Below are 14,369 nucleotides of genomic sequence, written 5' to 3' on the forward strand. Positions count from 1 at the left end.
CGAGGTGACCACGCTGATCCTGACGCCAGAAGAAGACAAGCGGCGCAGATGCCGCAGCAATCCTGCTCAAGGGCATCAAGCGGTCGCAGGAAGTGGTGATGCCGCGCACCGGCCACATGTTCGGGTTCTCGCGCCCAGGTGCCTACTCGCTGGCAATCAGGAACTTCCTGGAGAGTGAAGGGCTCATGGGCGTCGTTCGACCCGAGAGACGACCGCTTGACGTCATGCCTGCAAGCCCTCCAGCGGTGCAGGGCACGAGGTGAGCAGGGGTCACGGCGGGGCGTTGCCGAGCATTGCATCCAGATCCCGAATCGCCGGGCTACTGGCCTGGGCGCCAGGCAATTGGAGGAATAGGGCCTGGGCGGCCTGGACCATCTGCGCGTTCGACATCCTGCCCATCGGCAGCATCTGGTTGTGCTCGCGATTGTCCGGGGCGCAGACGAATGCATAGGTGCGCTGCAGCCAGTAGGTGCTGTGCTGTGGATCGATCCAGTCGCGCACGGTGGCGGCATCCTTGAAGGCATAGTCGAGGCGCCGCATGGTCCGGGTGCTGTCCAGGCGCAGCTTGCGTTCCTTGCACTTGTACTGGACCTCGTAGGCCGCCAGCAGGGGCATGTCCGGGTCCTCGAAGATCCGCATGATCATCGCCGACTGCACCTCTTGGGGTTTGTGCAGGATGCCGGCGGCATCGGCGATGAAGATTTCGTTGTGGTAGCGCTTGCTCTTGCCGTGAATGATCCAGTAGTCGCCCGAGGTGTCGGCCACGACGCTGGGGCACAACAGAGGGAGCGCCAGCAGTGAGAGCCTGGCGCGCAGGAGAGAGTTCGCCACGGGGTGTCCTTCCTTGGTAGCTGTCGAGGGTGGTCGCATCGGGTCAGCGGGGGCGGGGACTATAGGCGTGCCGGGAGAAGAGGGTCGATTGGGCTGATGTGCTAATGGCGCACTGCCGCCATGGCTGGCCCATGGGGCATGAGGACTCGCTAATGGAGGGTGACGGTCCTGCGGCTTTCACCGATCCGGATGCGGTCGAGCGCCCGGTTAAGGGCGTCCAGCGCATTGATCAGTGCCTGGGCCTCGGCTTCGCGGCCATCTCCCCACAGGCGCTCCGCCAGCTTGTTGAGGGCCTGGATCGAGCGTTCGATCTCGGTGGCAGTGGCTGCATTGGCCTCTGCGGGTGCTTTCCTGGACATGGGCTGGCATCTCTATGGGGCGTGTTTACGGCCAAGGGGATCGGCAGTAAGGGGGCAACGCAGGAACGGCCGTTCACGGCGAAAGTTTCATCCGCGTGGGCCGTCACTGCGGCATTGCAAGGCCGCGGCCTGAAGGCTGGCATCATCGCCGACATCGATGACGCTCACGCTGTCGCCACCCAGCTCGGCGGCCCGGTTGAATGCCATGTTCAACGCATCGCCATTGGATGAGCCCTTGACGGTGAAGGCCTTGAGCACCTTGCAGGCCTGGGCCGAGGCTGCCGTGACCAGGTTCACCTGTCGACCGGCGTCGGTCAGTTGCGTGGTGCATGCGCAGATCATGGTTGCCGTGAAGAGACCCAGGAGGGCGGTACTCAGGTGACGCATCATTGAAAAGGTTCCTATCGGCTGGGCTGTGGCTTTATCTCATTAAACGCTCTTGATGCATACATCGACTGCCACGCCCAGGCTTTGCCAGACGGGGCCTCTGTGCCATGGCAAACGGCGATGGGTTACGCTTGCCAGCCATTTGTTGGGGTTTTTCCAGGGTATCGGCATGGGGCGATTCGAGGTCTTCAGTGATGGGCAGTCTATCGGTTGGTCCGATCTGGAGTGGGGCGACCCACCGATGGGCGTGGCTTTCGGGCTCTTTGTTGCAGGCCCTGGCTACCCGTGTATCCAGGGCCAGGTCCGTGCCTTGGCCCAGGAAGACCAGGCGTCTCTCAAGCTGACCGTGCAGGACGCTGGCGCTCGGCAGATTCGTGCTGCCGGCGTGTGCCTCTACGACTACTCGGACGATGCCGGAGCCGATGCCATGGAGGTGCATGTGCTGGGCATCGAGTACCCGGCCTATGACGAACTCTTTCCCGAGCATGTGCAGGCGTACGAGCGCCAGTTCAGCGCAGGTCATCCACAACAGGGAGTTGAAACATGAATCTGCATGACGGTGCAGTGGATTTTCCGCAACTCATCGAGGTACTCGGCAGTAGGCAGGGCAGACGTGCTGGCCGAGGTCGATGGTGATATGGAAATGGCCTGGGGCAGGTGGGGAATTGGCCGGCTGGTGCCCGTCGACAAGAACGGCCTTACTGGCCCGGCGACCTCCACGCAGCAGTGGATACGCCGGCGCGGGCCAGGCCCTGGTGCGCCGGCAAGCGCCTTCAGTTTAACGGGCCGAGGCCTTCGGTGAAGTTCGCAGGGTCGAGCAATCGCTCCACGCAACAGTTCATAACCTTCCCGGTGCAGGTGTTCACGATCGATCATGGGATGTGTTTTCCTGCTCACTTGGCCAGCGCATTCTCGGCGCTGGATGCTGCCACGATAGCAGGGCTGCTTGGCAGGAGGAGACACCCCCGGGTGCAGATGCCTGTACAGAATCTGTCGCCTGGGCCGATCTAGACAATCGAGCGTATGGCCCGGCGTGGCTTCGCTCAGGCAGCCGTGCGGCATCGATGATGCTGGCGAACAGGAAATGGACTGATAGGTAAATCATGAACCACCGACAGATCTTGCTGGGAAAACTCGAAGCGCTGGATGCACTGGATGAGGAGCATTTGCCGGTCGTTACCCTGGATGAATATTTCCAGGGCAATGACCAGGAACAGTCCATTGCCCCCAATCAGTGGGAGTTTGGGCGTCCGTCCATTGGTGATATCCATGCACGGTTCAAGGCGCTGGAACTGCGTCCCGATGTGCAGGGCGTCTATGTGGGCCTGCACCAGGATTGGGTCGAGGCACTGGAGTGCGACGACTGGCCGGCCGCGGAGAACATCCATGTCTATTCCAGCGCGCCACAAGAGGTCGCGCAGCAGTGGATCGAGGGGCTGGAGGCCGATGGTATCGAAGCGGGCTGGCCCTATGGCAAGCATGCCGGCGCACCCGAGCCAAAGGACGGCTACCACGTCTACACCGTCTACTGGGATTGAGTGCAAGGTCCTGTCGGAGTGGGCGCCGGGCAGGGCGGCACCCGTTGCAAGGGATCAATGGCGCCGCGGACCTGGCCCAACTGGCCAAGGTGCAGCTGGGGTCGACAGGTGATCTTGCGGCGCATGGCGCAGCAATGGGGCGGCGACCAGGCCCGGAGAGGCATCCTTGATGCCTAGGCCCCCCAACACCTGTTGGAACTGTTCGGTGGCGTGGAGTGACGAGCCGGCTACCTCACTCCACGCCTGCGCCAGGGCGCGCAGTCCGTGGCAAGCTCAGGGTTTGGGCTTGAAGACCAGTGTGATCGGCAACTGCGGTTGATGGCTCCAGGCCTGGGGGCCGTATTCGGCATTGAAGCTGGGCAGCCAGGCTCGAAGTTCGGTATCGGATGTCCACTCCAGTTGCAGCTGGTCTGCGGATTCCAGCCCATCGAACTGCGCCAGGGCGCTGATGAAGGTGTTGCACTTTTCCGATCGACCGGACTCCAGGACGGAGACCTGCAGGCTCTCGCCCCAGGTGAGGGTGCCCTTTTCGGGGCACTTGCGGATCTCGACGTGATACTTCCCGCTTGGCGATGGCAGGTCGGAAACGAGCTTGTCGGGGCCGCATCCGACCAATAGCACCGGCAGCAGCAACAGCAGGGCAGGGGTATTTTTCATTGTCTTTCTCTGAGTGCCGGGAGCCTTGGACGGCATGCCGCCAGGGGCCTGGCTTCGGTCCATGAGGCCTTCATTGTAGAGGCGTGCGGCTGCCTGAGTGAACAGACAGTTTGGCGTTACCGAAGAATGTCTATAGTTCAGAGCATCTCCTAAAAACGGGAAATCCAGCATGAACGGTCCACGAATCCTGATGGTCGCCCTGGCCTGTGCGGCCCTGGTTGGGGAGCCTCTGGAGGCCGCAGCCGATCCTGGCAACGGCAACGGCAACGGCAACGGCAACGGCAACGGCAACGGCAACGGCCATGGCAAGGGATCGGTCCAGCATGGCCAGGGGCACGGCAATTCAGGGGGCAAGCAGGGTAACCGGTCCGGCGGCCCGGCCATCGACCGTGGCGACGTGCTGGGTATCCTGGGCGGGCATCGCGATTATTGGCGCCCGGGTCCGGCGCTCCCGCCCGGTATCCAGAAGAACCTCGCCCGGGGCAAGCCGCTGCCGCCCGGAATCGCCAGGAAGCTTGACGGTCGCCTGCTTGGCCAGTTGCCACGCTACGACGGGTATGAGTGGATGCAGGCCGGCGCTGACCTGATCCTGGTGACGGTCGCTACCGGGCTGATCTACGAAGTGCTCAGTGGCGCCCTGGACTGACTGCGCAGGCGCCTTTCAAGCCGAAGCGTCATGGCGTCCGAGGACGTTCTCGAGCCAGCCGAAGAACCGCGCCGGTTGCTCGACATGGGCGAGGTGGGACGCCCCGGGCACCACATGGCCTTCGCCCTGGCGCAGGTGCCCGGCATAACGGCGCATGGCCGCCGGAGTGCACTCGTCGTGTTCACCCACCACCAAATAGGTGGGGCACCGGATCTGTGGCAGCAGGTGGCACAGGTCCAGTTGCGCGAGGGCGCCGTCGCCGAAAAAGTCCACGACTCCCCACATGTGCCGGAACAGCGCGGCGTTGTGCAGGCGATCGGATTCCTTGATGAACGGCGGCTCTGCATCGAGCCTGAGCATGTGCCTGCGGTTGAAGACTTGCAGGGCCGCGTCGAAGTGCGGGTGTTGGCTGTCACCCGCCAGCAGCACCTCGCGCCAGGGGCTGGGCAGGCGCTGCAGGTGCAGGTGGTTGTCGGCATTCCAGTCGGCGGCGCTGATCAGTGGCCCGGCCAGGATCAGGCTGGCCAGGCGCTGGTCCCCGCGGCTGGCGTAGGCCGTGACGATGGAGCCGCCCCAGGAACTGCCCAGCAGGTGGAAGCGCTCCAGCCCATGGCACTCGACGACAGCGGCGAGCTCGTCGCAGGCCCGTTCCAGGGTCCAGTGGGCCGGGTCGTGGGGGCGGGCCGAATAGCCGCTGTCGAGCTGGTCGTAGTAGACCAGCGCACGGTCCTTGAGGTGCTCGCTGAAATTCGACAGGTAGAGGTGGTTGGAACCGGGGCCACCATGCACCACCACCAGGGGCAGGCGGTGGGCCAGGCCGTGCCGGATGGCGGTCCAGATCTGTCCACCGGGTGCGCGAATGTGCTGTTGCTGATCGAAGTACATGCCTTGCTGCCTTGGTCTGGTGAAGGTTGCGGCGAGGGTGCGCCAGGTGTCATTCGTTGAGCGGGATACTGCCTAGCCGACCTTTGCGATACAGGATGAGCGCCAGCAGCAGGCCGATGCACAACCAGCTGCCGCCGAGCCAGCGCGCGTTGTCGCTCATGCTGGCAAGGGCGGCGACCAGGATCAGGATGCCGGCCAGCGGCGAAACCACATGTTTGAACCAATGCCGCTCGGGGTGCTTGCGAAAGCGGTAGTAAAGGCTGATGTGCAAGGTGATGTAGGCGAACAGGGCGCCGAAGGTGACCAGTGTCACCAGCAGTTCCACTTCGTTGGCCGCCACCAGGCCGATCACGGTGGAGACCAGGGCCACGCACAGCACGGCCGTCAGCGGATTGCCCCGTCGGTCCAGGCGTGCCAGCCCGGCCGGAAAGCGCCCGTCGCGGGCCATGCTGAAGATCAGCCGGGAGGTCGTCATCTGCGAGACGATGGCATTGGCGACCCCCGAAACGGTCCCGGCGACGACGATCATGATCGGCTGGAACCAGGCACCGACGATCTCGCTGCTCAGGGTGTAGAAGGCGGTTTCGGCCTGCTCCGTGTCATACCGGGTACCTGGGGCAACGAACAGGTTGGCAAGGTACACCTGGGCGAAGAACAGCAGGGACACCAGCAACAGCAGCATCAACGTGGCACGGGAGACGGTTCGCCCACCGCCATGGGCTTCTTCGTTGAGTGCCGAGATCGCGTCGAACCCGACAAAGCTCAGGGCTGCGATTGGAATCGCCGAGAGCACCGCCAGCAGTTCGAAGCGCTGCTCATCCCAGATCGGCGCAAGCAGGGCAGTGGCGTGGTGGTGCTGAAGCACGCCCCACAGTGACCAGGCGAAGAACACCGCCAGGGTCACCAGCTGTACCAGCAGAAACAGCGTGTTGACCCGGACAGTCAGCTTGAGGCCGATGATGTTCAGCAGCGCCGGCAGCCAGATGAACACCAGGATCCAGAACCCCCGCGAGCTTTGCGGAAACTGCAGGACCATGCCGATGGCGGTGAGGATCGACAACAGGGCTGGCAGCAGGAAGTAGTCCAGCAGGATCAACCAGCCGGTAACGAACCCGATGAAGGCGTGGGTGCTCAGGCTGACGTAGCGATACACCGAGCCGCTGACATTCACCGACTTGGCCATTTCGCTGTAGCTGATGGCACTGAAGGTCATGGCCAGGGCGGCGACGGCGTAGACCAGGGCCGCCATGCCGCCCGATATCCCGTAGACGATGCCGAACACCGCCGTGGGCGCCAGCGGGCAGAAGTACAGCAACCCGTAGACCAGCACATCGGTGAAGGAGAGCCGCCGTATCAGGCGCGATTCGGCGGCGGTGGTGGGCGTGCAGGGCGCTGCGGCAGTGGTGCGCATTCGATGGGCTCCTGTCAGCCGCTCCCGTGCAGCGAGTGGCTTGCCGGGGCGACCGTATTATTGGAATTGGACAGGCAATGAAGCGGGTTCCAGTATCTGGCCCGCGCGCAGGGTCGAGGTGATCAAGCCGGCCAGCTTTTTGTCTTTTTCGGCCAATTCGATGGCGTGGCAGTCGAACCCGGGCATGGCCGCTGCTCAGTCGCGCAGCGACCTGCGAAAGCGCCCGGGCGAGACGCCGGCCCATTTGCGGTAGGCATGCACGAACGAGGAGGAGGTGGCGAATCCCAGCTGCTGGCTGATGGCGTCCAGTGGCAAGTGGGTGGCACTCAGCAGCTGGTTGGCCAACTGGTGGCGTGCGTTGTTGTGCAGGTGCTTGAAGCTGACCTTGTGCTCGGCCAGCCGGCGACGAAGGGTGCGCTCGGAGACATTCAGGGCCTGGGCGACGGTGTGCAGGTCGCTGTAGTGCTGGAGGTCCGACTTGAGCAAGGCCGCCACCTCGCGGGCAACACCGCTGCCGCCGATGGCCTGCAGGGCCTGCTCCCGCGAGTGGGTCAACCTGAGCATGGCCTGGTAGCTGATCGGGTCCGCCAGGGGTAACCGCCGGGTCAGCAGGGCTGCGGGCAATTGCAGTGAGTCGCAGGGGCTGGAGAAGTGGATGTCACCACCGAACAGCTGGCGATAGGGCGCTTGTTCGATAGGGGCGGGGTGCTTGAAGTGAGCGGTAAAAGGCTCGGTGCTCGATTGCAGGCAGTCGCGGATGACCCGCAGGCTGGCGCTGAGGAACACGTCGCTGAAAAAACCGTAGCCTTCGAAGAATCCATGGCAGTCGTGGCCGACGAAATGCAGTTCGCTGCCTTGCCGGACCATGGCCGGGGCGAACTGGCTGGCCAGCTGGATGGGGAATCGCAGGCCTGCATCCAGCGCCTCTGCGAGGGTCGGTGCCACCAGCAGGGCATAACCGAGCAGGCCCAGGGTGGAGATCGGCATGGAACTGCCGATGAGCAGGCCCAGGTGCGGCTCGGGGATGGCTCGGCGGGCGTTGTCGAACACCACCAGTTCCTGCTCCATGGTGATGGCCGCGTCGGGATCGGTTAGGGTGTCCGGCAGCTTCCCTGCGCCCTGCAGGATCACGGTGTCCGGTACGCCCAGGTCCCGCGTCACGGCCAGGGTCGCCAGCACGCCATGCAGTGATACCGGGCGAACTTCATACATTGAAACACTCCTGTGATCCTGCTGCGGACGTGGCTATCCATCATGCGCGGCGAGTCGAGGAACCGCCAGTACCGGGGGGTGGGCGCCGGGCGCTGACAAGGCTCGCCAGAGGCTGCTGCAAGGCCCGGTTGGCGTGGGGCTTGAGCGATTGTCGTGAGCAGTTGATTGCTCTATCTTTGGCGTCGCTGACTCGGCCTTTGGGTAGTTGAAATCATGGAAAAGGACGATAACGAAGCCGGCAGTCCTGCCGGACCTGCGCGAGAGGAACAGCCACCTGTTTTCGACGCGCAGCGCGCAATGCTCAATGCTACCCCCGACTGCATCAAGGTCCTGACTCCCGAGGGCATTCTCCTGGCCATGAGCGAGGCCGGATGCATTGCCCTGGGAATTGCGGAAGACCAGGTCAGGGGCACTTCCTGGATACCCTTGCTGCCCCCTGCGACCCATGCCGCCGCCCGTGACGCCCTGGCCGTGGCCGCCACCGGCGAGACCGCCCGGTTTGCGGGCTACAGCGACGGCTGTGGCCATACGGTCCACTGGGACAACCTGCTGACCCCGGCTGTCGATCCAGCCGGCCGCGTGCATTCCATCGTCTGTGTCTCCCGGGATGTCACCGAGCAAGTGCTGCTGCAGCGCAAGCTGGACCAGTTGCTGGCCAGTGAGCAGTTGTTGTCGGGGGAGATGGTGCACCGGATCAAGAACCTGTTCACCGTGGCATCCGCGGTCATGATGATGGCCGACAGGGAAGCCCGGGCTTGTGGCACTGCCGACCAGCTGGCGGTGATCGCCGCGAGCAAGTTCAAGGCCTTGGCCCGGGTCTATGACCGGGTGCTGGCCGCAGACGATGTCTCCAGTGTGGAGATCTGCACCTTCATGGACTCGGTGCTGTATCCCTTCGGCGCGCAGTGCCATTTCAGTGGCGACAGGCACCTGGTTCCTGGCCAGCTGGCCAACTTGCTGGCGCTGTTTCTCCATGAACTGGCCACCAATTCCGTGAAGCACGGTGCGCTCAGCGTTCCTGAAGGCCAGGTGCGCATCAACTGGAGTACCCAAGACGAGAGGCTGGCAATCGAGTGGCAGGAAAGCGACGGACCGGCCATTGTCGCGCCGCCAGCGCGCCGCGGTTATGGCACCGAGATGATCGATCAACTGGCCGGGGCCGCCAGAGGAACGATCAAGCGCACCTGGCATCCCCACGGTCTGCAGGTGCTGCTGGCGATCCCGCTGCAGCACGAGTAGAGGCTGCATTCGTTCCAGTACCGCACCCGCCATCCCCGGCAACAGGCAGTCCTGCTGCGTTTCGACAGGGCCTTGAGCCCGGTGATGCTGGACAAGTGCGAGGTCTTAGGTCCCGGGGCGTCATGCAGTAGGTTGGTTACCCTGCTCTGAATGGTTATTTTCCTTCGACAACCTCTCCTTTGAGCGTGGCAAACACATACCCACTGGGGTCGGCATGCATCGAGTAGTTTTCCTGTATGAATGCGTCGATCTTCGGTAAACGATCCTTCATTGTCCGTTCGTAGATTCTCATGGACCAGTAAGGGGAGTTGTAGACCACCAGTTCAGGAGGCTTCGCCTTGAGTTCCTGAAGTGCATGTTGTTCCTGGTTGCTTGCTATATACACCGCGTACGCATATTTACTGCAATATGGTTTCCTGGCTGCAAAAGAAAAAATCCCTTCATTTGACCATTGGAAAATGCAAGGGGCCGTGTAAGAAGAAAAATTGTCCAGGCCGTATTGTTTTCGGCTAAGCAGGAGTTCATCTGGAACTGGTTTGATGCTCTGTACGATATTTTTCATGCTGCTGATGAAAAGATTCGATGAAAACAGTATTACGATAGATAAGAGGCAGGCAGTCTTGAAAATTTCCGCTGTCGATCGCTGATCTTTCTGCTGAGTGACGCGCTCTACTGTTTCTTTCACGGCCAGGTTCAACGTGCTCAATACGCTGGACTTGGGGAAGAGAAGGATCAATAACAGGATGGAGGGCCAGACGAAATAATAATTGACCGGGAACGCCGGGAGAGACTTCATCTTGAGCAGGAAGAGCAGTTGTATCACTACGAGCCCGAAACGTACCGGTGTTAGTTCGTCGATACCTGTCCGAAGGGTTCTCCTGGCAGAATACCAGATGACTGTCGCAGCAAAGATCAAGGTAGCCAGGCTACCGAGGTGAGTATCACGCTTCAGCTTCTGTGCAAGAAACCATACGTCACCGGTATTGAAAATCCAGTATTTGACGTTGCTGATGTTTTCAACGAGGGTGCCCGCTATTCCGGTTGCGGAGATGGCCAGGATCGAAGCGCCATAGGACGTTACGAGCAGTAGCGCATTTCGCCGACCTTTACCCAGCACATACACGATCGAAAGTGAGATAACCAGCACGGCAGACATGATGCCGCGGTCATAGCTCCAGTAGAAGGATGCCGCCGAGAAAAAACCGGTGAGGGCGACAAGGAGGCCAGGCATGATGCCGTTCTTGTAGTCAATTGTTTTGACCGAGCACCACAGGCCCACTATCAGGAAGAGGTCTCGAGTACCGAGGAATGCCTGCTGGCGATTGACAGGCGTATTTCCTACTGCCGTCGACATGACAATAAACATCAGAATGAACAACAGTCCGAGAATGTACCTTGAGTCACTTCTCTTCAGTATGATCCTGGCCATGTCCATCCAGGCTATCCAGCAAATGCAGATCGCCATTGTGTTGAATAAGCGGGTATAAAAAATAATACTTTTTCCATCTTTTATCTCGCCCGCTACCAGCGCAGGAAGGTAGTCCATTGCACCATGTATCAGGATAGGGAACTCGGCCAGTCCACGGTAGTAGTCTCTGATGTACAGATAGTTCCCTAAATATTCTCCTTCATGAAAGGGGTCGATTACACTGCTGGATAGACCCGTTGCGAGTGCAAGTAGGATTGGGAAGATGATGTACAGAACCGTCTTGAGTGTTTTTTCTCTTGCAAGTAGGTTTGACGCGGCATTGATACTTTTGCAGGTTGTGCTTCTGATGGTGAGTGCTGCCTTCATCCTTCCCTGTTCCTGGTTAGTGTTAATGGATCAACTGGAGTGTTATCTATTCTGCAAATGACTGAATCACTTGAGAGTCAACTAATCGAATGGAGAAATGATTGTTCTGAAACATCATTTTTTAAAAAAAGGGCGCTAATTTAGTCTCAAACACTCTGGAAAGCCAGGGAAATCCTGATCGAAGCGTCCGTTATGTCTATCTTGGGCGCAGTCTTGGGATTCAACACGTGCAAGGGAAATCGTTCCGGACTACAGAGCGTCGCGCTGTTGTCGATTGAGGCGAAGTGCGGCCTGGCATTGCCAGGCGTCTGCCTCTTTGTGAAGGGGGCGTCTTTAGAGGGAATGCAACGGTAATACACCCGCCATTATCAGGGGCGCAGTGATAGCGCCCCGGCATCCGCCCGAGGCTGAGCCTGACCAGCGTGTAGCCCAGCACCTGGCCAGCAGATCGACGGCTTGCACGCTGTATGGGCAAGAGGCCCGGCCGACAATGCCAAGGCCCGATGTGGCCGATCACTCCACGCCTGGTGGGCGGACAGCCACAGAGCCGGATCTGGTGCTTGCGATCAACCAGACAGGTCAGTGTTCGGCAGTGCGCCTGGTGTGGGAGCGGTTTTGCATCATGCGCCGATATTGGCGGGTACGGCGCAGGGTGCTCCACTGCTCCATCAGCAACGCCCGCAGTGGCGAGGCGCCCGGCCTGGTCGGGTTGCCATCGGCCAGTTGGCGCATCTGCAATTTCACCAGCGACATATAGGCCAGGGCTGCCAGGGCCTTGCGTTTCCAGCGGATCGGCGGCAATTCGGCGCTAGCCTCGCTATCGCCGTTCTTCCAGCGCCGGGGCAGGGTCGGGTCCACGGCCAGTGCGGTGGCGATGCCGGCCATGGCCACTCCGCTGTCCAGCACTTGCTCCACCACCGGCAAGCGCCGAATACCGCCGGTGACCATCACCGGCATCCGGGCGATGGCGGCAATCTCGCGGGCGAACTCGAGAAAGTAGGCCTCGCGGGCCAGGGTGCGACCGTCGCGGGCATCGCCTTGCATGGCCGGAGCCTCGTAGCTGCCGCCAGACAATTCCACCAGGTCCACTGGCAGGTCGTTGAGCCACAGCACGACCTGGCGCGCATCGGCGGGTTCGAAACCTCCGCGCTGGAAGTCCGCGGAGTTGAGCTTGACCGCCACGCTGAATTGGGCAGAGACGGTGGCCCGTACGGCCTTCACCACTTCCAGCAGCAATCGTGCGCGATTTTCCAGGCTGCCGCCCCAGCGGTCCTGGCGCTGGTTGCTCAGGGGCGAAAGAAACTGGCTCAGTAGGTAGCCATGGGCGGCATGAATCTGTACGCCGCTGAAACCGGTTTGTTCGGCCAGGGCGGCGGTGCGGGCGAAACGCTGGATCAGGGCGTTGATCTCGGTTTCCTCCAGGGCCTTGGGCATGGGGAACATCTTCGACAGGCGGCCCATGTCCAGGGACACCGCCGAGGGCGCGACAGTCGTCTGGCCGAGGCTGGCCTGCATCTGCCGGCCGGGGTGGTTGATCTGCATCCAGAACTGCGCGCCGTGGGCTCGGCCAATCCGTGCCCACTCCTGGAACCGGCGCAGTTGCTGGCTGTCGTCGAGCATCACGCCACCCGGGCCGGTCATTGCCTGGGGATCAATCATCACATTGCCGCTCAGCAGCAGGCCGGCCCCCCCTTCGGCCCAGGCCTTGTAGAGGCGCAGCAGGTGGTCGGATGGGGTCTGGTCGAGGTTGGCCAGGTTTTCTTCCATCGCCGCCTTGGCGATGCGGTTGGGCAGCGACGTGCCGTTAGGTAAACGCAGGGATTGAAACGCGGTCATGGTGTTCTCCAGATGAAGCCCGTGCGTCGGTTCAGGTGCAGAAGGGCTGTGTCGTGGAGAAGGCTAAGGTTAAAGTTATCCTTAAGGTCAATAGGAGGTTTTCAACCCGATGAAAATTGGTGAACTTGCCCGACGTACGGGCTTGAGTGCGTCACGCTTGCGGTTCTACGAGGCCAGCGGTCTGATCGAGGCGCAGCGCCTGGGCAACGGTTATCGCGACTATCCCGAGGAGGTGGTTCAGCGCCTGGAAATCATTACCTGTGGGCAGCAGGCGGGCTTCAGCCTGGACGAAATGCGGACCCTGACCCTCGAATCCAGCCGAGGCGATGGCAGCTTCCAGCATGATCGGTTGCTGGTCAGCCTGCGCAGCAAGGTGGCGGAAATCGAAGCCCTGCAGGAGCGCCTGGCGCAAAACCGCATGCACCTGCTGACCCTGATCGCAGGGATCGAAGGCAAGCCCGAAGGCCTGGGCTGCGAGGAAAACGCCCAGCGCCTGTTGGCGCAGTGGCGAGGAAGCGAAGGCAATGCGCCAGATGCCGTCCCTGGTCGGCGCCGACAGAAGCAGGGGCACTGAGCCGCCATTGGCGACTCGGCCCCAGGGGTATCAGCAAAGACTCTCGGCCGGCGATTTCATCGGCAGGGCCGGCAGGCTCATGTTACGCATGGCCGCTTCGAGCTTGTCCTGATAGAGGCTGAGTATCGAGTAGTCCAGTTTCTGGGTGATATCGGCGCTGCCCGCGCAATTGGCCAGCAGTTCCTCCAGGGCGCCGGCCACCAGGTCCGCAGTGACCTGCAGCACAGTCAAGCCGTAGCTTTTATCGACAATGACCAGATTCGTTAAATCGTACATACAGCACCTGTGGTCACTGTTCTCATGGGTAATGGCTATCAGCCATTATCAGGATACCGAAACCGCCCATGGCCTGTCACCGGGGAAGATGACGGGAAGGTTGCTGAACAAGCCAAGGGTTTTCAGTTCGCAGGGTGCAAGGGTGTGTAGGATTGGCCCGCATCAACCATCAGGAGCGTTTCCATGCTGATTCTTGCCAGGGGCAACCACCAGGGTTTGCAAGTAGGGCCGCGCTGGCCTTCGTCGAACGTGCTGCTGGACAGGCAGGTGTTCCAGCAACTGCTCGAGGTCCAGTCGAGCTTGCCGGATTCCGTGCGTTTGCTGGTGACGCGGGGTTATGAAGACAAAGGCAGCAGGCTGGGGGTGTTCCGAACCTTGTCGCGCTGGCTGGGCATCAAGTTGTTTGTCTGGTGCTATCCGGGGCGCCAGGACGAGGTGGAGGATATCTTCGGTTCCAACGGCCACGACGTGGACGGTACCCATGTCGACGTGTCGATCATCTTCAACGCCAGGCGCCTGCGTTTTCTGCCCCTGGGAGTGTTCACCCCGCCGTCACGCCAGGGCCTGCTGAAGGCGCGGCATGGGGCGCTGGTGGATGAGGTCAAGGCTGCGCTGGTGCATTGCGGTTTCCAGATCCATCGCAATCACACGGAAAGCCTGCAGATTCACTGCGACTACCGCCCAGGCTTTCTGGCCGGACACTGATCCGGTGCAGCAAGCCTG

General features: G+C 61.4%; 16 protein-coding genes. 6 read left to right on the forward strand and 10 right to left on the reverse strand.

From position 1 onward, the window contains the following. Positions 1-270: 270 nt before the first annotated feature. From LGQ10_RS00980 to LGQ10_RS00990, 3 genes are all read right to left on the reverse strand, one after another. A complete protein-coding gene (locus tag LGQ10_RS00980) occupies positions 271-831 on the reverse strand; it encodes a hypothetical protein (RefSeq protein WP_226524372.1) in 561 nt (186 codons plus the stop codon). Positions 832-980: 149 nt separating this feature from the next. Further along, positions 981-1,190 carry a hypothetical protein gene (locus LGQ10_RS00985; RefSeq protein WP_058434171.1) on the reverse strand — a complete coding sequence of 70 codons (210 nt, stop codon included), beginning with the start codon at positions 1,188-1,190 and terminating at the stop codon, positions 981-983. Positions 1,191-1,277: 87 nt separating this feature from the next. Continuing rightward, positions 1,278-1,580 carry a DUF4156 domain-containing protein gene (locus LGQ10_RS00990; protein ID WP_226524373.1) on the reverse strand — a complete coding sequence of 101 codons (303 nt, stop codon included), beginning with the start codon at positions 1,578-1,580 and terminating at the stop codon, positions 1,278-1,280. Between the two features lie 166 nt (positions 1,581-1,746). On the opposite strand from LGQ10_RS00990, the gene LGQ10_RS00995 reads away from it, so the two are divergent. Together LGQ10_RS00995 and LGQ10_RS01000 are read left to right on the forward strand one after the other, a co-directional pair. Continuing rightward, entirely contained in the window at positions 1,747-2,124 is a 378-nt protein-coding gene (locus tag LGQ10_RS00995) for a hypothetical protein (protein ID WP_226524374.1), read from the forward strand. A 556-nt stretch (positions 2,125-2,680) separates the two neighbouring features. Next, a complete protein-coding gene (locus LGQ10_RS01000) occupies positions 2,681-3,115 on the forward strand; it encodes a hypothetical protein (protein ID WP_226524375.1) in 435 nt (144 codons plus the stop codon). A gap of 273 nt (positions 3,116-3,388) precedes the next feature. Here the strand turns inward: LGQ10_RS01000 and LGQ10_RS01005 are convergent, their stop codons facing one another. After that, positions 3,389-3,772, reverse strand: a complete 384-nt coding sequence (locus tag LGQ10_RS01005; RefSeq protein ID WP_058437291.1) for a hypothetical protein — start codon at positions 3,770-3,772, stop codon at positions 3,389-3,391. 169 nt (positions 3,773-3,941) lie between these two features. Between LGQ10_RS01005 and LGQ10_RS01010 the strand changes: the two genes are divergently transcribed. Further along, entirely contained in the window at positions 3,942-4,418 is a 477-nt protein-coding gene (locus LGQ10_RS01010; RefSeq protein WP_226524376.1) for an anti-virulence regulator CigR family protein, read from the forward strand. A gap of 15 nt (positions 4,419-4,433) precedes the next feature. Here the strand turns inward: LGQ10_RS01010 and LGQ10_RS01015 are convergent, their stop codons facing one another. The 3 genes from LGQ10_RS01015 to LGQ10_RS01025 all read right to left on the reverse strand — a co-directional run bounded on the left by LGQ10_RS01015 (position 4,434) and on the right by LGQ10_RS01025 (position 7,926). After that, positions 4,434-5,303, reverse strand: a complete 870-nt coding sequence (locus LGQ10_RS01015) for a proline iminopeptidase-family hydrolase (protein ID WP_226524377.1) — start codon at positions 5,301-5,303, stop codon at positions 4,434-4,436. A 49-nt stretch (positions 5,304-5,352) separates the two neighbouring features. Further along, a complete protein-coding gene (locus LGQ10_RS01020) occupies positions 5,353-6,714 on the reverse strand; it encodes an APC family permease (RefSeq protein ID WP_226524378.1) in 1,362 nt (453 codons plus the stop codon). 195 nt (positions 6,715-6,909) lie between these two features. Beyond that, complete coding sequence (locus LGQ10_RS01025) at positions 6,910-7,926, reverse strand: AraC family transcriptional regulator (protein ID WP_226524379.1); 1,017 nt, start codon at positions 7,924-7,926, stop codon at positions 6,910-6,912. 213 nt (positions 7,927-8,139) lie between these two features. On the opposite strand from LGQ10_RS01025, the gene LGQ10_RS01030 reads away from it, so the two are divergent. Continuing rightward, positions 8,140-9,165, forward strand: a complete 1,026-nt coding sequence (locus tag LGQ10_RS01030; protein WP_226524380.1) for a sensor histidine kinase — start codon at positions 8,140-8,142, stop codon at positions 9,163-9,165. Positions 9,166-9,319: 154 nt separating this feature from the next. On the opposite strand, the gene LGQ10_RS01035 is transcribed toward LGQ10_RS01030, so the two are convergent. Both LGQ10_RS01035 and LGQ10_RS01040 read right to left on the reverse strand, forming a co-directional pair. Beyond that, on the reverse strand, positions 9,320-10,960 hold the full coding sequence (locus LGQ10_RS01035) for a hypothetical protein (RefSeq protein ID WP_226524381.1): 1,641 nt from the start codon (positions 10,958-10,960) through the stop codon (positions 9,320-9,322). Between the two features lie 579 nt (positions 10,961-11,539). Continuing rightward, positions 11,540-12,796, reverse strand: a complete 1,257-nt coding sequence (locus LGQ10_RS01040) for an NADH:flavin oxidoreductase/NADH oxidase family protein (protein WP_226524382.1) — start codon at positions 12,794-12,796, stop codon at positions 11,540-11,542. Positions 12,797-12,905: 109 nt separating this feature from the next. Here LGQ10_RS01040 and LGQ10_RS01045 point away from each other — a divergent pair, with 109 nt between their 5' ends. Further along, positions 12,906-13,370 (forward strand): MerR family transcriptional regulator, encoded by a 465-nt coding sequence (locus tag LGQ10_RS01045; RefSeq protein WP_058437654.1) that lies wholly within the window; start codon positions 12,906-12,908, stop codon positions 13,368-13,370. Between the two features lie 30 nt (positions 13,371-13,400). On the opposite strand, the gene LGQ10_RS01050 is transcribed toward LGQ10_RS01045, so the two are convergent. Continuing rightward, a complete protein-coding gene (locus LGQ10_RS01050) occupies positions 13,401-13,646 on the reverse strand; it encodes a hypothetical protein (protein ID WP_058437656.1) in 246 nt (81 codons plus the stop codon). A 183-nt stretch (positions 13,647-13,829) separates the two neighbouring features. Between LGQ10_RS01050 and LGQ10_RS01055 the strand changes: the two genes are divergently transcribed. Then, positions 13,830-14,351, forward strand: coding sequence for a hypothetical protein (locus tag LGQ10_RS01055; protein WP_226524383.1), 522 nt, complete (start codon positions 13,830-13,832; stop codon positions 14,349-14,351). The last annotated feature ends 18 nt before the right edge of the window (positions 14,352-14,369 follow it).

Origin of the sequence: Pseudomonas sp. L5B5, from assembly GCF_020520285.1 — a bacterium.
GTDB lineage: Bacteria > Pseudomonadota > Gammaproteobacteria > Pseudomonadales > Pseudomonadaceae > Aquipseudomonas.